At 41.5% G+C, this 22,450-nt stretch carries 23 protein-coding genes and 1 pseudogene; 5 read left to right on the top strand and 19 right to left on the bottom strand.

The features are described from left to right. Window positions 1–12 precede the first annotated feature (12 nt). From HYB91_RS02905 to infC, 8 genes are read right to left on the bottom strand one after another with little or no spacing between them, the layout of a single operon-like run. On the bottom strand, window positions 13–1,302 hold the full coding sequence (locus HYB91_RS02905; protein WP_253703083.1) for a lytic transglycosylase domain-containing protein: 1,290 nt from the start codon (window positions 1,300–1,302) through the stop codon (window positions 13–15). Further along, window positions 1,302–2,345, bottom strand: a complete 1,044-nt coding sequence (locus HYB91_RS02900) for a tetratricopeptide repeat protein (protein WP_002668143.1) — start codon at window positions 2,343–2,345, stop codon at window positions 1,302–1,304. Before HYB91_RS02900 ends, HYB91_RS02905 begins: the two co-directional genes overlap by 1 nt. Window positions 2,346–2,387: 42 nt before the next feature. Beyond that, complete coding sequence (locus tag HYB91_RS02895) at window positions 2,388–2,855, bottom strand: YaiI/YqxD family protein (protein WP_253719619.1); 468 nt, start codon at window positions 2,853–2,855, stop codon at window positions 2,388–2,390. Then, on the bottom strand, window positions 2,852–3,151 hold the full coding sequence (gene zapA / locus HYB91_RS02890) for a cell division protein ZapA (protein WP_002668137.1): 300 nt from the start codon (window positions 3,149–3,151) through the stop codon (window positions 2,852–2,854). Before zapA ends, HYB91_RS02895 begins: the two co-directional genes overlap by 4 nt. Before the next feature lie 5 nt (window positions 3,152–3,156). Next, entirely contained in the window at window positions 3,157–3,621 is a 465-nt protein-coding gene (locus HYB91_RS02885) for a cell division protein ZapB (protein WP_253719618.1), read from the bottom strand. Window position 3,622: 1 nt separating this feature from the next. Further along, window positions 3,623–3,982 (bottom strand): 50S ribosomal protein L20, encoded by a 360-nt coding sequence (gene rplT, locus HYB91_RS02880; RefSeq protein ID WP_002668132.1) that lies wholly within the window; start codon window positions 3,980–3,982, stop codon window positions 3,623–3,625. Between the two features lie 30 nt (window positions 3,983–4,012). Further along, on the bottom strand, window positions 4,013–4,213 hold the full coding sequence (gene rpmI / locus HYB91_RS02875; protein WP_002668131.1) for a 50S ribosomal protein L35: 201 nt from the start codon (window positions 4,211–4,213) through the stop codon (window positions 4,013–4,015). A 26-nt stretch (window positions 4,214–4,239) separates the two neighbouring features. Beyond that, window positions 4,240–4,824 carry a translation initiation factor IF-3 gene (gene infC, locus HYB91_RS02870; RefSeq protein WP_253719617.1) on the bottom strand — a complete coding sequence of 195 codons (585 nt, stop codon included), beginning with the start codon at window positions 4,822–4,824 and terminating at the stop codon, window positions 4,240–4,242. A 77-nt stretch (window positions 4,825–4,901) separates the two neighbouring features. Here infC and HYB91_RS02865 point away from each other — a divergent pair, with 77 nt between their 5' ends. From HYB91_RS02865 to HYB91_RS02845, 5 genes are all read left to right on the top strand, one after another. Next, on the top strand, window positions 4,902–5,750 hold the full coding sequence (locus HYB91_RS02865; protein ID WP_253701052.1) for an energy-coupling factor transporter transmembrane component T: 849 nt from the start codon (window positions 4,902–4,904) through the stop codon (window positions 5,748–5,750). Between the two features lie 11 nt (window positions 5,751–5,761). Continuing rightward, window positions 5,762–7,270, top strand: coding sequence for an ABC transporter ATP-binding protein (locus tag HYB91_RS02860; protein ID WP_253719615.1), 1,509 nt, complete (start codon window positions 5,762–5,764; stop codon window positions 7,268–7,270). Window positions 7,271–7,285: 15 nt separating this feature from the next. After that, window positions 7,286–7,891 carry an MptD family putative ECF transporter S component gene (locus HYB91_RS02855; RefSeq protein WP_002668121.1) on the top strand — a complete coding sequence of 202 codons (606 nt, stop codon included), beginning with the start codon at window positions 7,286–7,288 and terminating at the stop codon, window positions 7,889–7,891. A 105-nt stretch (window positions 7,892–7,996) separates the two neighbouring features. Then, window positions 7,997–8,551, top strand: a complete 555-nt coding sequence (locus HYB91_RS02850; protein ID WP_002675603.1) for a GNAT family N-acetyltransferase — start codon at window positions 7,997–7,999, stop codon at window positions 8,549–8,551. A gap of 44 nt (window positions 8,552–8,595) precedes the next feature. Beyond that, window positions 8,596–9,387 (top strand): class I SAM-dependent methyltransferase, encoded by a 792-nt coding sequence (locus HYB91_RS02845; protein ID WP_002675605.1) that lies wholly within the window; start codon window positions 8,596–8,598, stop codon window positions 9,385–9,387. Window positions 9,388–9,389: 2 nt separating this feature from the next. Here the strand turns inward: HYB91_RS02845 and HYB91_RS02840 are convergent, their stop codons facing one another. The 11 genes and pseudogenes from HYB91_RS02840 to HYB91_RS02790 all read right to left on the bottom strand — a co-directional run bounded on the left by HYB91_RS02840 (window position 9,390) and on the right by HYB91_RS02790 (window position 22,296). After that, window positions 9,390–10,070: a zinc metallopeptidase gene (locus HYB91_RS02840; protein ID WP_002675606.1), complete on the bottom strand. Its 681-nt coding sequence runs from the start codon at window positions 10,068–10,070 to the stop codon at window positions 9,390–9,392. Window positions 10,071–10,104: 34 nt separating this feature from the next. Next, a complete protein-coding gene (locus HYB91_RS02835; RefSeq protein WP_002675607.1) occupies window positions 10,105–10,812 on the bottom strand; it encodes a hypothetical protein in 708 nt (235 codons plus the stop codon). 97 nt (window positions 10,813–10,909) lie between these two features. After that, window positions 10,910–11,572: a hydrogenase nickel incorporation protein HypB gene (gene hypB, locus HYB91_RS02830; RefSeq protein WP_002675608.1), complete on the bottom strand. Its 663-nt coding sequence runs from the start codon at window positions 11,570–11,572 to the stop codon at window positions 10,910–10,912. Window positions 11,573–11,599: 27 nt separating this feature from the next. After that, on the bottom strand, window positions 11,600–11,941 hold the full coding sequence (locus HYB91_RS02825) for a hydrogenase maturation nickel metallochaperone HypA/HybF (protein ID WP_002675609.1): 342 nt from the start codon (window positions 11,939–11,941) through the stop codon (window positions 11,600–11,602). 18 nt (window positions 11,942–11,959) lie between these two features. Next, on the bottom strand, window positions 11,960–14,704 hold the full coding sequence (locus HYB91_RS02820) for an FAD-dependent oxidoreductase (protein ID WP_002675610.1): 2,745 nt from the start codon (window positions 14,702–14,704) through the stop codon (window positions 11,960–11,962). A 187-nt stretch (window positions 14,705–14,891) separates the two neighbouring features. Further along, window positions 14,892–15,449 (bottom strand): annotated as a pseudogene (locus HYB91_RS02815) (Rpn family recombination-promoting nuclease/putative transposase); the annotation flags it as partial. Window positions 15,450–15,768: 319 nt separating this feature from the next. Further along, window positions 15,769–17,382 carry a leucine-rich repeat domain-containing protein gene (locus HYB91_RS02810; protein ID WP_002675613.1) on the bottom strand — a complete coding sequence of 538 codons (1,614 nt, stop codon included), beginning with the start codon at window positions 17,380–17,382 and terminating at the stop codon, window positions 15,769–15,771. Next, the gene (locus tag HYB91_RS02805) at window positions 17,379–17,927 is read right to left on the bottom strand and encodes a hypothetical protein (RefSeq protein WP_002675616.1); all 549 of its coding nucleotides are present in this window, start codon (window positions 17,925–17,927) and stop codon (window positions 17,379–17,381) included. Before HYB91_RS02805 ends, HYB91_RS02810 begins: the two co-directional genes overlap by 4 nt. Before the next feature lie 82 nt (window positions 17,928–18,009). Further along, on the bottom strand, window positions 18,010–18,903 hold the full coding sequence (locus HYB91_RS02800; RefSeq protein ID WP_002694511.1) for an Rpn family recombination-promoting nuclease/putative transposase: 894 nt from the start codon (window positions 18,901–18,903) through the stop codon (window positions 18,010–18,012). A 413-nt stretch (window positions 18,904–19,316) separates the two neighbouring features. After that, window positions 19,317–21,941 (bottom strand): autotransporter outer membrane beta-barrel domain-containing protein, encoded by a 2,625-nt coding sequence (locus tag HYB91_RS02795; protein ID WP_002675620.1) that lies wholly within the window; start codon window positions 21,939–21,941, stop codon window positions 19,317–19,319. Then, window positions 21,868–22,296, bottom strand: coding sequence for a hypothetical protein (locus HYB91_RS02790; RefSeq protein ID WP_253719614.1), 429 nt, complete (start codon window positions 22,294–22,296; stop codon window positions 21,868–21,870). The genes HYB91_RS02795 and HYB91_RS02790 overlap by 74 nt, the downstream gene beginning before the upstream one ends. Between the last annotated feature and the right edge of the window lie 154 nt (window positions 22,297–22,450).

The following is a 22,450-nucleotide window of genomic DNA, read 5'->3' as shown; positions in this document are numbered from 1 at the left end:
TATCTCCGCTTATCAGTTTATTATCGGCACCTTTAGTTTTTGACCTAAGGAAAGCACCGAATTTACCTCTATGCCGTTTTTTTCGGCGAGGGTTTCGACTTGGACATCATATTTTAAGGCTATGGACCATAAGGTGTCGCCCTGTTTAATTACATATGTATCCTTAAATTCTACATTTTGATCGTCATTTTTACGCCTATACGAATTTACGGTTTTTAAAGCCGGTATTTTAAGTACCTGCCCTATCTTAAGAGCGGAAGCATTAATGCCGGGATTATAGTTCATAATCGACTTGATGCTTACGCCATAGTGTTTTGACAAGGCATAAAGAGTATCGCCGGATCTTATCTTATAACTGTAATATTTTATAAGAAGGGTGTTTTTTTCAAGCAAATCTTGGACAGCCTCTTTATATTCCAAGGGAATACGCAAATTATATTTTAGATTGGGCGGAGTAATATTAAATTTCAAAGAAGGATTAAGAGCCGAAAAAAGGTCCGTATCAGCCTTAACTTTTTCTGCAAGCAAAATAACATCAATAGAGCGTTTTATCGGGATAATCTCTGTGGCTTCATAATCAAGAGCATCTCCCCAATCAATACCGTATTTTTCGCTATTCATAAGAATTTCCGCAATAGCTAAGAATTTGGCAACATAGAGAGAGGTTTCCGTCTTTAAGAATTTTTTTTCGGCCAGATACCAATAGTTTCGGCTTCCTGCCTTCTTTATAGCCTTATCCAAAGCCCCTACCCCGCAATTATAAGCTGCAAGAGCCAAGTACCAGTCATTATAATAATTATAATTCCATCTAAGTTTTTTTACTGCTGCAGTGCTGGTCTTCCACGGATCCCGCCTTTCATCAATCCATTCATCTATATGAATATCATAGCCGCCTATACTGTTCCGCATAAATTGCCAAATACCTACAGCCCCCGATTTTGACACAGCCTTAGGCGAAAACCCCGACTCTATAACCGGTAAAAACAAAAGTTCGGGAGGGAGATTTTCTCTGCGCAATTCTTCAATAATAAAATTGCGGTAAGGGCTCGACCTTTTCATAATCGCTTCCAAATACCTTAAACCGTTTTCATTCAGATATTGATTTCTAAACTTTTCAATTAGAGGATATTTTGAAGACACAATAACCGTACCGTGAAGCGATTTTTGGCGGTTATAAGAGAGATTCGATTTATTAAGCTGCCTAAGTTTTACGGATTCGTCCTTTGTAAAATTTAAAGAGGCTGCGTGAATTAAATCAAAACCTAAAAAAACAAAGACTATAAAAAAAATCCGAGTCTTCACTAAATTTTTTCTCCGTAGTAAATACCTGCCCATTCCCATCTTCCGTGAATTTCGGGATCTGCCGGAAAGTTTACCTTTCTAAAATACAGGTACCATATTCTTGAATACTGATTCCAGCCCGAAGTTTTAAGATAGGCCTCATGCGGTGTAGAAGAAGGATCAATCTCAGGTTCTATTTTTATATAAGTTCCGTACATAAAATTTCTTAAAGAAAAATCCGGGGAACCGTAAATATCGGAAAGCTCCTGTTTCCACGCCATAGAAAAAAAGTTTACCTTTGAACGGTAACGCTCCAAGGTATCATAGTCCTTCCTCTGAATTGCCGATTTAATAACGGACAAAAGCTCATCAAGGCTTTCCATTGTCCAGCTCTTTGTTGAAGAGCTGTAGTCTACGATTTTTCGGGCATAACCGTAATTATCGGGGATGCCCGGGATAATCAAATCAAAACGGCCGAGACCTATAAATTTTGAATAGCTTTGAATGGCCAAATTCCATTCTCCTAGCTTTTCGTAATTTTGTGCAAGCATAAAATAGGAATAAGCAGGATCAATGCTGTCATAAAAGTTGGAAAGCAAAAGAGAATAGTACTCTACAAGGCGTTTAGGATCATTCGTTATATTTATCAAATTTTTTAAACTTAAATATTGAATCGACTTACCCGAAATTTCCATATCCTTATCAAGTTTTATAACCCTTTCAAAAAAATAGGCAGCCGGCTCATTCATTTTTTGTTCCATATATTCATTTGCCAGCATTAAAAGCCAATAACCTTTATAAGTGTCATCAGGATCGTTTTCTACAAGAGAACTTAAAAAGACAATCAAAAGTTTATTTTTCTTTTTAACCTTGAGATTTTTTGCTATTCTATCCTTAACGGCAAAGCTCATTTCCTTGCTTTCCGTCTTTTTTAATACTTCAATAAGAGTTTTTTGCTCGTCTTTTAAGTTATCCATGTCATCATATAAATAAAGATCAGGATCTTGTTTACAGCTTATAAAAATAAGACAAAGCATGAACATCAAAATAAATTTATTTTTCATTTGCTTATAATATCATTTTCTCCCTAAAAGTACAATAAGGACTTAAAACCTTGAACCAAGAGGCCTTTGTTTTAAGGCCTTAGCTAAAAGGCTGTCCAAAAGATTTGAAAATTTTTGAATCTCTTTTTTGCCGAAAGAGTTTGTTTTTTCGGGAGCGAGGCCGTTGGCCTGCAGCTCATACATAAAATTCCTTGCAGATAGATAGGTATTTATGTTGTCGCGGGTAAAAATCGTCCCCCTGTCATTTATCACATAAAGCCCCTTATCTACCAAAAGTTTCGCCAAGGGAATATCCCTAGTTATAGCCAAATCGCCCTCAACCGAGTTTTCGGTTATGTATAGGTCGGCAGCCTGCTCCGTGTTTTCGGTGACAACCATGCTTGCACCCTTAGGTACCGGTATTTCCCTGTTTGCCGCAAAGATTACAGGCAGCTTTAGACGTTCTCCGGCCTTAGCCGTAATTTGTCTTATTCTTACAGGGCACGAGTCGGCATCTACCCAGATTTTCATATTACCTCATTGATTTTTTCGATCATCCTCATAGCGGATTTTTCCATGTCACAGGCCTTTTGGATAAGCTCTTGTGAATTTTGCCCTGAAAATTCTTCCTTGTATAGCTCATCGGTAACCAAAATACCTGTAAGAATGGCAAGTTTTAAAGGGTCGGAAACCTTAGAAGTTTGCTTCACTTGGTCTAAAACATTTAGATAGTGATTGTAAATTCGGCTCAGATATTCATCGGTTTCATTGGCTTGAATGGCAAAGGAAGTTCCCAATACGTCGATATTTAATTGTCCTTTGCTCATTTTACCTAAAATATATCCATCTGTTTACTTGCATCGGAGGATTGTCCCAGTACATCATCAAGGTCTTTTTGAAGATTATCGGAAACAGGTTCTTCCGAAACAGGATCTGCAGCGGGAGCTTGTTGTGAAGAGGTTTTAGTAGAAGGCGTAGAAAAAGGCTCCGGTTTAGATCCGGCTGAAACAGGGGCTGCGGTTTCCAATTCAGAGGCAGAAGGCCTCGTTTCATGTTTTTTTGTATAAGAGGCATCTTCAAACGCACTTAATTGGTTAAGTGCGTTGATTATTCCTTCCTCGATCTTAGATTGGTCATCCTTAAAAACTATTATAAGCTTCTCCAACTCGGAAATTCGTCTATCTCTAGCTTCAATTTCCTTTTTTAGAGCATCTTTTTCGGTATGAAGGCTTTTTATCATCTGTACAGCCCTTTCTACCTTGTTTTCAAGGAGCCTTACCTGATCGAGATTGAGCATATCAGACTCCTAAGGCCTTTTTTGAAGCTTCCACTACAGCCTTAAAAGCGGTAGGATCTTCGATAGCCATGTTTGAAAGGGCCTTTCTGTTTAATTGGATTCCGGCCTTGTTCATTCCGGCTATAAAGCGTGAATAGGTAATACCCTCAGCTCTAACGGCTGCATTGATACGGGTAATCCATATCTGCCTCATATCGCTTTTTTTATCTTTCCGTCCTACATAGCTGTGAAGCAAGGCCTTTCGAACTGCATCGCGGGCAGCCTTAAAGTTGGTACCGCGGCGGCCTCTAAAGCCCTTGGCTTGCTTTAATATAGCTTTTCTTCTTGTAATTCTTCTATCACTGCTTGTTGATCTTGACATTATAAACTCCTGACTTCTATTTCAAATAAATTAACCGTAGGGTAATAGCTGCTTGCGCATCTTCATGCTGTCAGCCTCTGAAAGAATGGCCGATTTCTTAAGACGGCGAACCCGTTTTTGAGATTTTTTAGTCATAATATGACCCTTGTTCATCTGCTTGTATTTTACCTTACCGCTTGCAGTAAGAGAAAATCTTTTTTTAGCAGCTCTTTTACTCTTCATCTTAGGCATAAGTACCTCCAAAATTTATTATAAGCTTATTTTTTTTGTTTTGGACTCAATGTCATAGACATTGTCCGTCCTTCCATAGCAGGTTTTTTCTCGAGGGTACAGGCTTCTTCACCCCCCAGTTTTTCCAAAACCTTGTTTAAAACTTCATAACCGAGCTCAGTATGAGCAAGTTCGCGTCCCCAAAAACGCACGGTTACCTTTACTTTATCGCCGCCGTCAAGAAATTTTTTAATATGCGAGGATTTAAACTCAAGATCATGGTCGTGTATCTTAGGCCGCATTCTGATTTCTCTCATCATCTGCTGCTTTTGATTTTTCTTGGAGTCACGGAGCTTTTTCTCCATTTGAAATCGATATTTACCGTAATCTATTATTTTGCAAACCGGAGGCTTCGCGGTAGGCGCAACTTCAACAAGGTCAAGTCCGGCTTCTGCGGCCATTTTTACAGCCTCAATAGTGGGAACAATACCAGCTTGTTCTCCATTAACCCCGATTAACCTAACCTCTCTCACGCGGATTTGATCATTTATCCGCAAACCTTTTACTTCAGCCAACGATTCTCCTTCTGCACCCTTTCCTATCGGTGCGATATAATAAAATTTAGGGTTCATTATATCGAAAATAAAAAAAATAGTCAAGGCTAGGACGACGAAAAACTATATTGACAAAGTTGTAATTTTTGGTTAAGATGTCGCCCATGTCTAACAATACGATATGCTTAAATTCGGAAATAAAAAGCGGAATCTTTTATACCGAAAAATCAAACGAGTTTACAGCTCTGGCAGAGCAAATAAGAGTCTACACTTCAAAAAAACGGACTATCTTGGATCCGAGAACAATAGTGTTTTTGAACATTATGCTTTCACTCATAACTACGGTTTCTTCGTCTATTTCTGCAAATATTTTTATTTTTTTGGTGTCTTTGGGCATTGTATGCCTTTTTAAGATGTATAAAAAGGCAGTAAAATATATCTTCATATTCTTTTTAGCACTCGCTCTTCCTTTTGGGATAAAAGCCCTGTCCGGCCTTCCCATACAGTTTTTGATTAACTCCGTTTCGCTTATTGCCATGGGTGTACAAAAATTTTTGCCCTTCCTTATGGCTGCAATGGTAATTTTTAACAAGGTAGATACAAAAAGCCTCGTAAGTTCTCTAAACAAAATGAAGCTCCCCAAGGGAATAATGCTCGGCTTTACGGTTGCAGTACGTTTTTTGCCTACCATAAAAAAAGAGATGACCATAATCACAAACAGCATGAAAATGAGAGGAATCGAAATAGGAACAAAAAATATCTTTTTTCATCCGATTCAAAGTCTGGAGTACGCCCTCGTTCCGGTTCTTTTTAGAGCAACCTCGCTTGCAGACGACATGACTGCTGCAGCCCTCGTAAAAGGAGCTGAATCCCCAAAAACTTCAGCAGAGCTTTTTAAAATCAAATTCGGAATAATCGATTATGTCTTTGCCCTATCATCCATTTTTGTTGTCGGTGCCGCAATCATATTCGACTTCGATTCCGTATTTATGAGGCTCTTTTAAAGGACGATAAAATGAATACGGCAGTAGAATTAAAAGATGTTTCTTTTATATATGAATCCTCAAAAGACGGAAGAGCAAATTTAAAAAAGACTTCTCTTAATATCAAAAAGGGAGAATTCTTACTTGTTACCGGCATAAGCGGCTGCGGAAAATCTACTCTGACAAAATGCATCAACGGCCTTATTCCTCGGTTTTACGAAGGAGAATTTTCAGGTTCCGTTTTTATCAATGAAAAAGATATTTCGAATTTCAGCATAGATAAAATTTCAAAAGATATAGGCTCGGTTTTTCAGTCTCCCAAGAGTCAGTTTTTTACCGATGACGTAATTTCGGAACTCAGCTTTCCTTGCGAAAACTACGGAATTTCCCGCGATGAAATTATAGAAAGGATTGCCGAAGTTTGTTCCATTTTACATATCGAAAATCTTTTAACCGAAAAACTTGAGAGCCTCTCGAACGGGCAAAAACAAAAAATAGCTATTGCCTCGATTTTAACCTTGAGACCTAAGATTATAGTCCTTGATGAACCCTCGTCCAATCTGGATTTTAACTCTATCCTCATTTTGGCAGATATTTTAAAAATTTTAAAACAAAGAGGTTTTACCATAATCATAGCGGAGCACCGCCTTCATTATCTAAAAGATCTTTTTGACAGAGTTATCTACATAAATGAAGGAAGTATACAAAACGAATATACCCGAGATGAATTTTTAGCCCTTACAAATACGGAGTTAAATTCTAAAGGTTTAAGAAGTTTACATCTTTTTACAAATGAAAATGAAGCGGAACCCATCGGCCATGAACCTAATAAATTTAACTCCGATACGGAAGCCGAAAAAATATGCAGCCTTTCGGATATTTCGTTTTCGTTTAAAGACGGAACCGAAATTTTAAACTCGGTTAATTTAGACCTTTACAAAAACGACATTGCCGCTCTTACCGGAAAAAACGGAGCGGGAAAAACAACTCTCGCAAAAATCATATCGGGTATTTACCGCCAATCTTCCGGAAGCATTAAATTCGGAGAAAAAATTTTAAACGAAAAGGAAAGAGTGAGCCGCACAAATTTTGTTCTTCAAGATGTTGAATATCAGCTTTTCGGTGCCGATGTTTTTTCAGAGCTCTTGATAGGAAACAAACAACTTGAAAACGTAAACGAAAAAATAGAAAAAGCCTTAAAGAAGCTCAACCTTTACGATTATAAAGATGAGCATCCCTTTTCTCTTTCGATGGGACAAAAACAAAGGCTTATAATAGCGGCCACCTATGTTCGAGGCTGCCCGCTTACAATTCTCGATGAACCGACAAGCGGCTTGGATTACGGAAATATGGTCAGGGTAGGAGAACTTATCGAAGAGATAGCCGAAACTTCTGCAGTGCTTATAATAACCCATGATTTTGAATTTATCTCTAAGATATGCAACAGGTTAATTCTTTTAAAGGATAAAAAAATAGCCTTAGATTCAAGGCTTGAAAAAAACGATAAAAAACTGGAAAGTATTTTTTCCACATATTTATAAATTATGGAGGACTTTATGGAAAAGTCAAACAAATTTAAAACAAAGGATTTTGTTTTTATCGGAATAATGACCGTAGTTTATATTGCGGTTTTTATGGTCATAGGGTTTGTTACTGCGGCAATAAATCCCTTTTTACATGCCTTTTCGCCTGCTATCACCGGGCTTGTCGTCGGAACAATTTATTTGTTTTTGGCTATCAAGGTTCCCAAATTCGGTGTCTTTACGATCAGCCAGCTTTTGCTCATTATGATTGTTTTGATTTTGGGAATGGGATATCTTCCATGGCTGATAGGTATGTTTATCGGAGCCTTGCTGGGCGACATAGCAGCCAATACCTCAAAGTATAAGAACAAGTATACGATAGCCATTGCAAGCGGCTTTATATGCTTGGGAAGTGCTTCAGGAGGCGTTATTCCGGTCCTCTTCTTTGTAGAGCATTATAAAAAATTCTGCTTTGAAAGAATGCAGATGAATGAAGCTCAGGTGGAACAAAGCATTGCAGCAAGCGCAGGATACCTCGGAGTCATCATCCTAATTGCGACATTTGTCTTGGGCTTTGCAGGAGTTCTTATAGGCTCCAAAATATTAGGAAAACATTTTAAAAATTCCGGAATAAAATAAGACAAAGTAAGACCGGTAAACATAATAATAAGCATCAAACAAGCTCTTGACGATGCCCGTTTTTTTAAATATAATTTTTCTCAATAAAAAAACACGAGGAAAGTTATGTACATCAAAAAACTTATCGGAAAAAAATGTTATCTTGCCCCAATGAGGATTGAAGATGCGGAAAAATATGCTGTCTGGGCAAACGATCAGGAAGTGTCTGAATATCTTAACTTTGCTTCTTCGATTATAAGCCTTGAAGCCGAGCGCATTATAATCGATAGGATTTCAAAAGAGCATAATTACGCAATAGTAGATTCAGCGACCGATGAGCTTATAGGAAGTATGGGGCTTATGAGTATCAATCATATAAATAGAACGGCTGAGCTCGGTATCTTTATAGGTAACAAGGCCTACTGGTCAAAGGGATACGGTACCGAGGCTATGTGCCTTCTCATAAACTATGCCTATCAAAAACTAAACTTACACAACATAATCTTAAACGTATATTCTTATAATGAAAGAGCTGTTAAGGCTTATGAAAAGGTTGGCTTTAAAAAAGTAGGCGCAAGGAGAGGAGCTCTAATCCGTAACCGTAAAATGCACGACATAATCTTAATGGATATTATCCCTGAAGACTTTTACGCAAAGCATCCTGAGTTTGAACTAGGTTGATTTATAGATTGATTTATCGGAAAAACTTCTTAGAATGAGAGGCTATGAAAAAGCAAAAATTAAGCGGAGCTGAAGGCTTTGAAAGCTATTATCTTTCGATTTTTGGGGAAAGATGGCAGGGCTTAAGAGCTGCCCTTTTAGAAGAAAGGAAGCCTGAAGCCTACAGCGAAAACCTCATACAAAACTACTATTTGGATTATGCAAGCATTCAGGCGGCAAGAGCCATGCCCGTCCTTGAAGAAGGGAGCTGCCTCGACATGTGTGCCGCCCCCGGAGGGAAAACCTTAGTCCTTTTAAGCAGGATTAAAGAGAATGCCGAAATACAGGCAAACGAACTTTCTGCCGACAGACGGAACAGGCTTATAAGGGTTCTTGATGAGCACTTAAGCAAACAAACTCGAAAACGGATAAAGGTTTCTTCCTATGATGCTTCCCGAATGCCCCGCTACGGCCAAGAACTTTATGATAGAATTTTACTGGATGCTCCCTGCTCTTCCGAGAGGCATGTGCTCCAAAACGAAAAATACCTTAAACAGTGGACAGAAGCCCGCATAAAAAATTTAAGCCAAAGACAGTGGGCTCTTTTATCTGCGGCCTTTTTGCTCCTTAAACCTAAGGGGTTTTTAGTTTATTCGACCTGTGCCCTCGCCGATGAAGAAAACGATTTTTTAATTGAAAAGCTCATAAAAAAGTATAAAGAAAAAGTAAGGCTTGAAGATAAGCTCGATAGCCTTAGCCCCATTCTCCCCGAAAAGACAAGATACGGATTCCGCTTTCTTCCCGATAAGGCGGATGGAGCCGGACCCATCTATTTTTCTCTTATTCAAAAGAATTAAGCTTACCTTCTATCCCGCGAAATTAAAATTAAGCGCAATAAGTTTGCCATAGCTGTAAGGGCTGAGGCCACGTATGTTAGGGCGGCAGCCGATAAAACTTTTTTTGCAACCTTAAGTTCTTCTTGGTTTAAAACGGCATTGTGTTCCAAGACTTTTAGGGCACGCCTTGAAGCGTCGATTTCAACAGGAAGAGTTATAAGATAGAATAAAACAGCACAGGCAAAAAGAATAATGCCTATGTTGAGAAGCAAATTCATTCTAAAGATAATACCTGCAAGAGCTAAATAAGGGCCTGCAGTCGAACCTATGTTTGCAACCGGCACCAAAGTGCTGCGTAAGACCAAGGGTGCGTATTTTTCCTTATCCTGAATGGCGTGGCCGGTTTCGTGGGCAGCGACTCCTACGGCTGCTATCGAGGTCTTATCGTATACTGGTTCAGAAAGGCGTAAAACTTTATGAGATGGGTCGTAGTGGTCACTTAAACTTCCGCCAATCCTTTGGATACTTACATTAGAAATCGAATTTGATCTAAGCAGGAGGGCGGCAGCTTCCTTACCCGATATCTTCCTCATGGTCTGCACTTGGGAGTATTTTGAAAAGGCAGACTTTACCTTAAATTGTGCATACAATGACAACAGCAGAGTCGGAACAACCAAAACCAAATAATAATAATCGAAATACATAAACACCTCCAAAAAGTTAGAATTTAACTTTGACTTAGAATTTGACCTCAACGAAGATGGGGTCTCTTACACAAAGCAATTCGGAAAGGGGAATATCCACGGTTCCCTTATTTCCATCTTTAGAAGAATGGCCGAAAGGAGTAATCTTGATGCTTTTAATTTTTTTAGGACAGGTAATAGAAACATGAAACTTCGATTTTTTTAGATCAGAGGCCAGCTTGTCTCCATAGGCAGCCTTAATAAGCTCTTCATATTCCGCAGTTCCTATAGGCTCACCCGTTATAGCCGGGGCCATTAATAGTTCCATATATTCCCTGTCGTCCTCGGAAAGCAAATTTACAAATTCTTTTATATTGTCGGGGCCTATACTCAAGGACAAAAGACCTGCCTTCATATCGGTTTTTACAAAGGAGGTTTCACTATCCATGTCCTTATTCATGATTTTTATTTTTGCATTTATACCCGCTATCGAATTGGTAGTCATGTTTAAAACTTTGATTCCCTTAGATTCGAGCTGCTGTTTTATTTCTTCGGTATTAAAGATAGAAGGGCTTTTAGCCTTTTCTTCTTCGGTAAACTGAGCTGCATTTTCGATGAGGGCATCTATTGTTTTCCCTGTTTGAATATCCAAGGTTAGCACAACATCTCCCGATGCCTGAACAAAGACATCGGCTTTTGGAGCACATGCCGTCAAAGCAAGACCTGCAATCAACACAAGCATAATGGTTTTAATATATTTCATTTTCATTTCTCCTATTTATTTATACCATATATAGATATAAAGTACAATAAAGTCAAAAAGTTTCAAAAGAAAACGCTTATCAAAAAACATGATAAACTTAAATCCCTTTTACGGCAGAACGCAGCCATTCAATCCAAGCTTCCATTCCGTCCCCTTTTAATGCGGAAACGGGAAAAATCTTTATATCGGGATTCAGTTTTTTTACGTATTCGGTACATTTTTCAAGACTAAAATTAAAAAAGCTTGAGGCATCCATTTTTGTGATTAAAAGAACATCGCAAACTTGAAACATCGGAGGATATTTTAAGGGCTTATCGTCTCCTTCGGGAACGCTTAAAATCATCACATTCTTTAAGGCTCCCGTATCGAATTCTGCGGGACAAATCAGGTTACCTATATTTTCAAGGAAGATAAGATCAAGGTCGGCAATCCCGAGAGCTTCCAAACCTTGTTCCGTCATATCGGCATCCAAGTGACACATTCCGCCCGTATGGAGCTGAATTACCTTTGCTCCTGTTTGTGAAATGGTTTCGGCATCTACGGCCGAATCAAGGTCGGCTTCCATAACACCGATTCTAAAATCTTTTTTTAGTGCCTCAATGCTTGCTTTCAGCAAGGTCGTCTTTCCCGAACCCGGAGATGACATCAAATTTAAAAGAAACTTTTTTTCTTCTTTTAACTTCTTACGCAGCTTTTCTGCGTGGGCATTATTCGTTTCGTAAACACCTTCTTTAATTTCGATAATCTTAAACTCTTGCATCATATTTTCCTTTTGAAAAATAAAAACTTAATAACACACAATTTCTTTTATTACAAATTCCCGTCCTGTAAGAATCTCATGTTCATCACAAGAACAGGCCGGGCATACGCCGTGATATTCTATCGGGTCAAAAACTTTGTTACAATTATTGCATCGGACTGAAGCCTTTACCATTTCAATTTTAAGCTTTGTATCTGCCATCCATGTTCCGTCTATGGCAGCAGGATAGCAGGCTTGAACAAAATGAGGCACAACGGTTGCAATTTCGCCGATCTGTAAAACTATTGTGTCGACCTCGCTGACATTATTGGACTTAGCGATTGCATCAACCCTGCGTACAACTTCCATGACCAAACTTAATTCGTGCATAAACTTAAATCCGGTTTTCTATTTATTCTTGGGAGAAGACTTAAAAATCTTGTTAAACAAAATCTTGCCTTCCCTCTTTACCATGTTTCTTATAACCACACCTTTAAGCTTTTCGAGGGTGCTTGGGTGAGCATCATAAACACGCTTTAAGCTGATAGCTCCGAAACGGCAGCGGGTCGTACACATTCCGCAGCCTATGCACATGTATTCGTCAACCTTTACGGCTCCGCATTTTAAGCAGCGTTCGGTTTCAGCCTTTACCTGTTCTTCGGTTAATGTTTTGCGTAAATCCCTAAATGTCTTTTTTCCTTCTTCGCCGGAAGGTTCTTCCGCTCTTTGGCGGGGCAGCCTGTCAAAGCCTGCAAGCTCCAAATTTTCACGGTCGAGGGGTTTATAATCCCGCCTTGTTCTTCCCATAACCAAACTTTGCCCCGGATGTACAAAGCGGTGAATCGAGATAGCCCCTTCTTTTCCTTGGGCGATGGCATCTATGGCAAATTTAGGGCCTGTCAATACATCGCCTCCTACAAAGATATCTTTTTGAGCACTTTGGTAGGTGATGGGGTCAGCCTTGACGGTTTGATTTCTGTTTATTTCGCAAGCGGAACCTTCTAAGATAGAACCTAAATCGATTGCCTGACCTACAGAGGTTATAACAAAGCTGCATTCTACAGTTATAGTATCGTTTTCGTCATAGCTTGGGCTGAACTTTCCGTCCTTGTCAAAAACGGAAACGCATTTTTTAAATTCGACACCGCTCACCTTTCCGTCCTTAACAAGAATGCGTTTTGGCCCCCATGAGTTTGTAATTTTTATACCTTCTTCTTCGGCTTCATGGATTTCTTCCGGAAGGGCCGGCATTTCTTCTCTTTTTTCAAGACAGAACATGGAAACTTCTTCGCCGCCTGCACGGACTGCCATTCTGGCTACATCAATGGCGACATTTCCGCCCCCGATAACGATTACCTTGCCTGAAAGGCTTTTGGTTTCATTTAAGTTTTCTTCCCTTAAAAAGTCCACACCGGTAATTACGCCGGCCGCATCTTCGCCTTCAATGCCCAAAAGCCTTCCTTTTTGAGCACCGATTGCAAGGTAAAAGGCCTTAAAACCCTGAGCTCTAAGTTCATCGAGGCTTACATCTTTTCCTACCTCGACTCCGGTTTTAAAGTTTACGCCCAATTCTTTTAAAACATCTATTTCGGAATCAAGAACATTTTTTTCGAGCCTAAATGAAGGAATACCGAATTTTAACATTCCGCCCAAGGATTTTTCTTTTTCAAAGACGGTTACATCGTAATTATCTATTGCAAGATAATAGGCACAGGAAAGACCTGCGGGGCCGCCTCCTATAATGGCGATTTTTTTATCGTGATAATCTCTTTTCTTTTTAGGCACATAGCGGTGCTCGGAATTAAGATCCTGCTCTGCTATAAATTTTTTTATATCGTCGACGGCAACGGCTTCATCAAGCCCCAGCCTTGAGCAACCTTGTTCGCAATAACGGGGACATACATGACCGCAGACTGCCGGGAAGGGGTTTTCAAGTTTTATAAGCTCCAAGGCTTCCCTGTATTTTCCCTGAGCTGCAAGTTTGATATAACCTTGAACTCCTATGTGGGCGGGGCAGTTTGCCTTACAGGGGCTGGTTCCTGTCTTTACTACAACCTGTCTGTTTGTACGGTAATCTGGATTCCAGTCTTCAGGCCCCCATCGATGGTCTCTGGGAGTTTTTACGGTTTTTTCTTCGGGGATCGGCCTTGAAGAGCATATTTTTTGTCCCAGCCTTAGGGCATTTGTCGGGCAGTTTTCTACACATTCGCCGCAGGCTACACATTTTTCTTCGTCAATTACGGAGATATAATTTGAGCGTGAAAAATCCGTGTTTCTGTACATAATTGCATTTCGGATAGCAAGGCAGCCGCATCCGCAGCAGTTACAGATGGCATGAGTTTTACCCTCTCCGTCAAGGTTCGGAATATCGTGCATGAGCCCGTTTTCTTCAGCTCTTTTTATAATCTCAAAGGCTTCTTCACGCGTAATCTGCCTTGCCCTTCCGGTCTTTATATAATACTCGGCGGCGTGTCCCATCTGGATACACATATCTTCTTTTAGATGGCCGCAGCCTTCTCCCATCTTTTCACGCACCGTTCGGCAAGAACAATCTGAAACGCTAAAAAGAGTGTGCTGGTTTAGGTAATGAGAAATTTCTTCGTAACTTGCATGATGGGTATCGCTTTCGATTGCACTTTCGATAGGAATAACCCTCATCGGGGAAACACCCATGGGCAAGATACCGGGAGCTATTTCTCCTTTCTTTTTTCCGTAGGCATCGAAGGCTATGGTTATTTCAGGATGCTTTGAGGTAAGCTCCTTGTTGTTGTTTATCATTTCCATAATGCCGGGAACCCATATTTCGGTCCAGTACTTATTTACTCCGTCAATGGTATTGGTAATACAGCAGCCTACATAGGCCAAATCCCAAAGAATCTGCTCGGTTTCCTCTACGGTTTTTCCGCATAGGGGAGATATATCTTGAGCACTTAGAGGCGTTCTGATTTTTAAAAACATACCGACCTTTGCCATTTCGTCGGTAACGATGTTTTCCATAACATAGTATTCGGGGTCATCGTAGGTAATTGACCTTTTGGATCCGGGTTTTGTCCGGTTTAGATGGTTGGCAAATTCCAAAAGAAAGGGACTTTTTCTTTTAGGCTTATAATCGACTGCATACAAGATTTTTTTAGGTTTGTCTTTTTTACTCATAAAACGCTCCATAAAAGTAAATAAGGTTTAACTCATTTGCGGGTTTATCCGCAGGCACTTAAGCTTGAATTTTATCACAAAGACCTAAAAAAGTAAATAGCACGATGAGGATGATTATCTTGCAAATACGAGAAGACACCCTATCTGTATGCAGATAAGGTGTCTATCCTAAGCCGACAATTACCAATTAATTAATCGCTTCCACCTCTTCTTTACTGAGACCGGTCGCTTTAGCGATAATATCAATTGAAACACCAAGCTGTTTTAAATTGCCTGCATCCTCTAAGGCTTTTCGGTACGAACCGTCTGCAAAGCCTTGCCGGATACCTTGTTGTATACCTTGTTGTACTCCCTCTTCCCGAGCGTCCATTTCAAATGCCGACATTATGCGGTATTCCCTGCGTACCTGTTCGTTATGTTTTACTGCCTCTATCATCGTTTCTATCCTCCCTGTGTATTCGGTATTTGCCGCACCTGTTTTAATATATTCCAAAAAACCTTTTAGTTCTTTGTCTTCGGCTTTGCTGAATGCTTGTGCATTGATTATAACTTTTTTTGCCCCATCTTGTAAGAGTGTTTGCCTGTCTTCAAGACAGACGTTTTCAAATGTGTAAAGCGGTTTGCCTTTTCCTATTGCGTCAAACAAACACACGAAAATAATATAGCTGTCGTTTAAGGTTTTGTAGTGAAGGCCTTTATCCAAAAATGAAATATCGAGAGCCGCCTGATAATATCTCATTCGTTGTACATTATACCACAGGTTAAAGGATTTTAAAAGAGCGGTTTTTTAATTTAACCGCAAGGGACGCTAGGAGCGCAAAGGAATTTTAGGGGAGCTTTGTTAAGATATTTAATTTTCCTCTTTGCGAAGTTGAGCGAAGTTCAATGCTTTGCGGCCTTGGCGGTTTCTTTAATGTAACTGCCCCCTGTTCCGCCCGTACGAAACCTTCGATCCGAGCGATACGAGAGGCTCGAATAGGACGATACGAGAGCCTCGAGCAGAGGGTTCTGCCTCCCCTATCGTACTGAAATTACCAATTACCCATTACCAATTACCAATCCCCCTAAATCTCCTCCTCTTGCAAGCTCGTATTCACTTTACACATCCTCCAGTTCTTTACGTCTTTTGCGTTTTGGAAAGCGGCTTGTACTTCAGACGGAGTGGTAAAATCCGTACAGTTGCCCTCGGTAACACCCGGTCCTTCGATGTAAAGACAGCACTTTGCATTGTCCCCTGCATCACGCTGCGGTAAATCGGTAAAGATTTTTATAAATGCTTGGGCATTAAGCTGATTGCCGGGGCAGTACAGCATTTGCAAAGACGTTAAGCCTTGTACGTCAAGGGCGGTAAGCTGATTGTTACGGCAGTACAGCCATTGCAAAGCGGTGCAGCCCGACACGTTAAGTTCGGTCAGCTGATTGCCATGGCAGTACAGACTTTGCAAAGCGGTTAGACCCTGTACGTCGAGGGCGGTAAGCTGATTGCCGGAGCAGTACAGCTTTTCCAAAGCACTTAAGCCCTGTACGTTAAGGGCGGTAAGCTGATTGTTCCAGCAGTCCAGCTCTTTCAAGGCGGTGCAGCCCTGTACGTCAAGGGCGGTAAGCTGATTTATGTAGCAGTGCAGTTCTTGCAAAGCGTTTAAGCCTTGTACGTCAAGGGCGGTAAGCTGATTTCTGTAGCACCACAGCTCTTTCAAGGCGGTGCAGTCTTGTACGTTAAGGGCGGTAAGATGATTGTCGCTGCAGCTCAGCTTTTCCAAAGCGGTGCAGCCCGACACGTTAAGTTCGGTCAGCTGATTGCCGCCGCAGGACAGACTTTGCAAAGCGGTTAGACCCTGTACGTCGAGGGCGGTAAGCTGATTGTTCCAGCACACCAGCCTTTGCAAAGCGGTGCAGCCCTGTACGTCGAGGGTGGTAAGCTGATTGTAGACGCACTCCAGCCTTTGCAAATTGTTTAATCCTTGCACATTAAGAGCGGTGAGTTGATTCTGGAAGCACCACAGCAATTGCAAAGCGGTTAAGTCTTGTACGTCGAGGGCGGTAAGTTGATTGTTGTCGCAATACAGTTCGGTGATTTTGCCTTTAAGGATAACGACAATACCTTGTGCGTGCAGCTCTGTGTACGTGCTGTTGCTGCTTGCAAGCGTTGTTTCTTCGCAGCCTTCAACTGTAACGGGGGTACCGTCAGCGGTTCTTACCCTAACTTTGATGTCGAGCTTATCGGGGCTTAAGGTAAGTTCGACTTTTCCGGGCGGAAGGGTTTCAAAGCTCACCTTTATGTTGACCGCTGCCGTTACGGTGTGGGTATAGGTGTTTGACGTGTTGTCTGTAACAACGGCGCCGTCTACTTTCCACTCTTTTACTACATAGCCTGCAGCAGGTTCGGCCGTAAAGGTTACGGTTTTGCCCTGTTCGACGGTTATGGGGCTTACATCCGTTTCCGCTATGCCGTCCGCCCTTGCTTTGAGTGTGCCGCCGGCGCCTTCTACGCTAAAGCTTACGGTGTGCTTGGGAACAGGAACAGCAGGATTTTCCGGTTCCTGAGGCTTTTCGGGTACGGTGTTCCCCTTTTCCTCTTCAACCAGCATCTTCTTTAAAAACGGGTTTTCACAAGACATAACCGATACCAAAAGTACCGCCAAAAATAAAACTAAAATCTTACCTTTATGCTTTTTCATATTCTAAATCCTCCGCTCATTCCGGCAGCCCAGATTACGGGGTAGCCGCCTCTTATATAGGGTTCGATAAAAAAGTTTTTTATTGCAAAACGGTAACCGAATGTTCCTTCTCCCAAACCGAAGATAAAGGGTTTTGCGGCCTTTCCGTTCCACCCTAAGGAAACGCCTCCTTCCGCCTGCACAAAAAAGCCTGAGTCCGGCTTTTTAAACTTTGCAAAATCATAAAAATTCCAGCGGAATAAAAGAGCCGTATCAAGAAGTCCGTATCTTTTAAATCCCGTCGAATACAAGAGCTTTGCACCGGCTGAAAACCTGCCGGTCTTTACCCAATCAGGCAATACAACAAGCCCGTAAAGACCTGCGCCCAAGGCATAGCCTTTCGGTACGTTCATATTCCCTTCCGCAGAAAGCCCCACCGACCAATGAAGAACGTCTTTTTGTTCTGCAGGTTCCTCATTCACCTCTTGAGCAAACAGAACGGAAGCTGCCATGCCCCCTAAAAACACCGCCACACAAAGTGCGGCTTTTATACAATTTTTCATCATACATCAATTCTCCTGATAAGTAATTTTGAATTGGTAATTTGTAATGTGTAATTTTCACCCATTACCCATTATCCATTACCAATTAATTAATCGCTTCCACTTCTTCTTGGCTGAGGCCTGTCGCTTGCATTATCTTTTTTACGGAATCACCAAGTTGTTTTAGTACCTTTGCCGTTTCAAGTTTTGTTTGATATGAACCGTCGGCAAAGCCTTGCTCAATCCCCTGTTCAATTCCTTCGGCAAAGGCGATTTCATGTTCTTCGGCTCGCTGTACTGCAATATCTGTTTCATAATCATATTCTGCCAGTAACATATTCAATACCTCCTTAGTCTTGCGTTTTAGATATTCACGCAAAATATTATTTTCTATACATTCTTCAACGGCTTTTTCAAAACCGTTTTGACTATCTATCTCTTTCCACTTGCGCACCGTTTCCACAAATATACTGTATTCCTGCATTGTCCGGCAATTTTCCAATACCGGATGACGGTTTTGCCGGTTTATGTTTATTACTTTAACGGTCAACTCAAGATTAGTTTCCGTTCCTCTTTCTATAAAGGCCTCCGAAAGTTTCAGAGTCTTATCGGAAGGATAGGCTTCCTCTCCGTTGTAAAATACGTAGAATTCAGGAGTCGGTATATTTAAGAGTTTGCGGCTGTACTTTTCTTTTGATTCAAAGAGGGTTTCATACAAGCGGCTGACATACTCAAGACAGCGGAGAGGCATATTAGGATTTATCGTCGATTGGTGTTCTGCAAGAACTATTATTTTGTTATCTACAAGATAAGAAACGTCGTTATAGAATGTCATGTACAAAACTTGATCGAGGCGGATATTTTTCAAATGCTCTATAGCCGTAAGTTTGGTGCCGTGCAAAGCATTATAGAGCGATAAGAAATTCTCTTTTGCTTTTTCATCTTCACTGAAAAGATCGACGAAGACAGAGTCTTTGTATTTTCTGTTTGAAGTACTCATAACTTATGCCCTCTCTTGCCTTAATTATACCACAACTTCCTCAATTTTAAAAGAGCGGTTCTTTTAATTTAACCGCAAGGGACGCAGAGAGCTCAAAGCGTTGAGCTTACGCTCAACTTCGCAAAGGAATTTTTTTTATAAAACTAAGAAATAAACTTCACAGCTCTCTCCTTCCCGTGCTGTCAAAGGGTTTTTTCTCCCCTGATCAATACCATTACTGTGGTAGACCGGCTACCATTATGCTGGTGGACTGTCCACCATTACCGTGGTAGACCGGCTACCATTATGCATCCGTACTCTATGGAGCTATCCCTCCATACTGTCGGGAGCTATGGCTCCCTGCTGTCGGGGCCTACGCACCCATGTGTTATGGGGCTATGCACCCGTACTGTGCGGACCTATGCGCCCCTGTTTTACGGCTTTTTCTTCTTCTTCAGTTTGAGCGTATTGTTGACAGTATCCAGCTCGGTTATCCACTCCTGCGATGTCTGCGGTGTTATGGGAAACTTGTTTTTGTCGTCATCTGTAAGCGTATAACCGTCTGTACCGCTTGTACCCTTTACAACATCTCTGCCTACAGCGTATCCGTTTGTATCGTTCTTCATCGTAAGCGTTGCCGCATGTGTGTTGGTAAGCGCTTTCGTTACGGTGATAAATGCTTTAGCAAACGAATCACTATCCAAGAACACGTCGTTGCCTTCAGTAACTGTTGCGCTGCCTGACATTTTCATAGGCTTGTTGTTGCCGGGAGGCTCTCTTACATAGATACCGCTGCCTTCTTTTGCCGTGTTGCCGCTGACGGTTCCTCCGGTAAAGTAAAATAGTCCGTGGAATGGAATGGCAATGCCGCCGCCTGAACCGTTCGGAGCGTTGTTGTCCTTTATTTGTGCAGAACCCGATACGGTCAGCTGATACTTCGAGTATATACCGCCGCCTGCGGTCGCCGTGTTGCCGGAAACTTCGCCGCCTGAAATTTTAATTACTCCTAGATCGTAGCCGGAGTGTTCACCGTAAATACCTCCGCCTTTGTCTGCCGTGTTGCCGCTGACGGTTCCGCCGGACATGGTAAAGATTCCGTGTTTCACGAACACGCCGCCGCCTTTGCTCGGTTTGGGTGAACTGATATTAGGGTCGGTTTTGCAGCCCGTAATGGTGCCGCCTGTCATTTTAAAAATTCCCTGTTCACCGATAAAGACCCCGGCACCGCAGTTGTTTTCCGCTCCGTCAATATAGTTTTCTTCTATTGTGCCGCCCGTAAAATTAACGGTACCCCCGTTTATATAAATTCCGCCGCCGCCGACATCAACGGTGCTACCAGTTTGATAATACGGTCCTTCCGCCGCATGGTTGTTGTTTATTGTTCCGCCTGAAATCTCTACCGTTCCGCCATGGGCAGAAATACCTCCTCCAAAGCAGTATGCTCTGTTACCCGATATTTCACCGCCTGTCATTGTAAACTTTGCATTGTTATCTGTTAGAGACACCCCGGCATGATTCGTAGCCTTATTATCTTTTATAGAACCTCCGTTTAAGATAAATGTTCCGTTGCTTTTTATCTCTACGCCGGAGTTTCCGCCGTCTACATAATTATTGCAGATTGAACCTTCTTCCATCGTAAAAGTACCGCCGGCAATTGTTACGGCATGGGCAAAGTTTCTAATTTCCGTCTTGCCCGTAACGGTTACGGTTCCACTTGTTTGTTGTATACCGTAAACAAAACTGTTAGCTCCACCTCCATGGGTATCCGTTATATTAGCTTTTAAGATAACGGAGTCGAGGGTAAGCGTTCCTGCCGTTGTAACAAGATAGCGTTCGGGACCAGAGTCGGGGGGTAGTGAACGTGCATCGTGTATTATCGCAGGTACCGGAGGATTATAGTCCTTGCGTAAAGCTGCTATTGTAATCATTTTACCGCTTTCAATATTAAGGGTATCATCTTCCTTAATCGTTCCGTCTGTAAGAATGATATAGGGTACGCCGTTTTCGGTACATTGTGCCAGCGCTTTTGTAACGGTTGCATACGGCTTTTGCTTTGAACCGTTTCCGGCATCGTCATTACCCTCCTCGCTTCCCGGTACGTTATCGGTATACCAATAGCCGTTTTTTCCGCGGACATAGAAAGTGGGAAATTCCGCCTTTGCGGTTGGCTTCAATTCTTCTGAAACCAAACCTTGTTCGTCTATAAGTGTAATCGTATAATTTTTTTCAGCTCCGTATTCGGCTTTAACATCGGTTTGGTAATACAAAACCCATGCACCTGTAGGCGGATTATCCGCACCCGGTATGGGAAGTTTTTCCACATTAGTAGATTCAATAAAAGCTGAATCCGCAGGTTTTATAAAATCGGTGCCACCGCCGTTTATTTTCAGCTCATATTTCGTTCCGTTGATTTCGATGTGTGCGATGTCTTTGTGGAGCTTTCCGCCGGTAACCGTTTCGCCCATATCGGGGACTTTCAGACATAAAACATAATACTTCGGAATCGTCGTTGTCTGCGCAAGAGTGACGGACGGCTTAGGCGGGGCTGTATTCGCCTTTAGGTTCAAACTGAACTTTTTACCGAATTTTCTGCCGTCTGTTGAAATAAGGGTAATTTCGGCTCCTATGTTGCCGTTACTCCATTCGTGTGCTTTTAAAAAGGCTGGCTTGTACGTGAGCTTCAATGCCGCTTTGTCAGGTGTTTGCTCTAAAGTGTAGTCCGTGCCGTATTTCGGCTGCGGCGAAAGCCCGGGAAAATTGATAACTTTCCCCGCATCGGCCGCTAAAGCGGGCGTAACAAGGGTAAAGTTTTTGGGATTACGCAGTTTAATTGTAAGCGTTACATCCGAGTACGTTCCACTCTGGTACGACGGAATATACTCTACGTCTCCAATTTTTTGGGTCTTCTTATCAATAATGAAGCCTGTAGGGGCAACTTCCGCAGCCCAATAGCTTAAAAAATCTTCAGGGTCATCCCGAAATTGTTTACAAGTTGTAAATAATACGGCGGTTGTCAGCACTGCCGCAACCATTGTTAAAATCTTTAAAAGTTTTTTCATAAGTTAACTCCTTATTAGGGGATGTTGTGTTTTGGTCTATCCCAATCTGTAGTGCTATAAAAAACGCACAAAGACGGGAATTCGGTCTTGTGCGTGTGGTGTGAGAAAATTTGGCTGTGTTTGATTGTTTTATTTGGGCATAATAAGGCCTCAGCTGTGAAGCTGTGAAGCTGTGAAGCTGTGAAGCTGTGAAGCTGTGAAGCTGTGAAGCTGTGAAGCTGTGAAGCTGTGAAGCTGTGAATTTTGTGCAGATATGCGGTTTTATGTCAAGTGCTTTGCACAGTGCTTTTGCAAAACTTTTTGCATTTTTTTTGTGAGGATGATTGTAACTGCTATCGGTACATTTTTCTTCCATTTATAGTACAGTATAACATGTTTTTCCGTATATTTCAATCTTTTGAGGGGATTTTCTTTTATTTAATCGCAAGGAGCGCTAAGAGCGCAGAGATTCTTTAATGCGGCTTATAGTTTACAACAAAAACCTATCATGCTATAATTTAAAAGTAAAA

Origin of the sequence: Treponema sp. B152 (genome assembly GCF_024181665.1) — a bacterium.
Lineage (GTDB): Bacteria > Spirochaetota > Spirochaetia > Treponematales > Treponemataceae > Treponema_B > Treponema_B denticola.
This window is presented reverse-complemented; position numbering and strand designations above follow the sequence as displayed.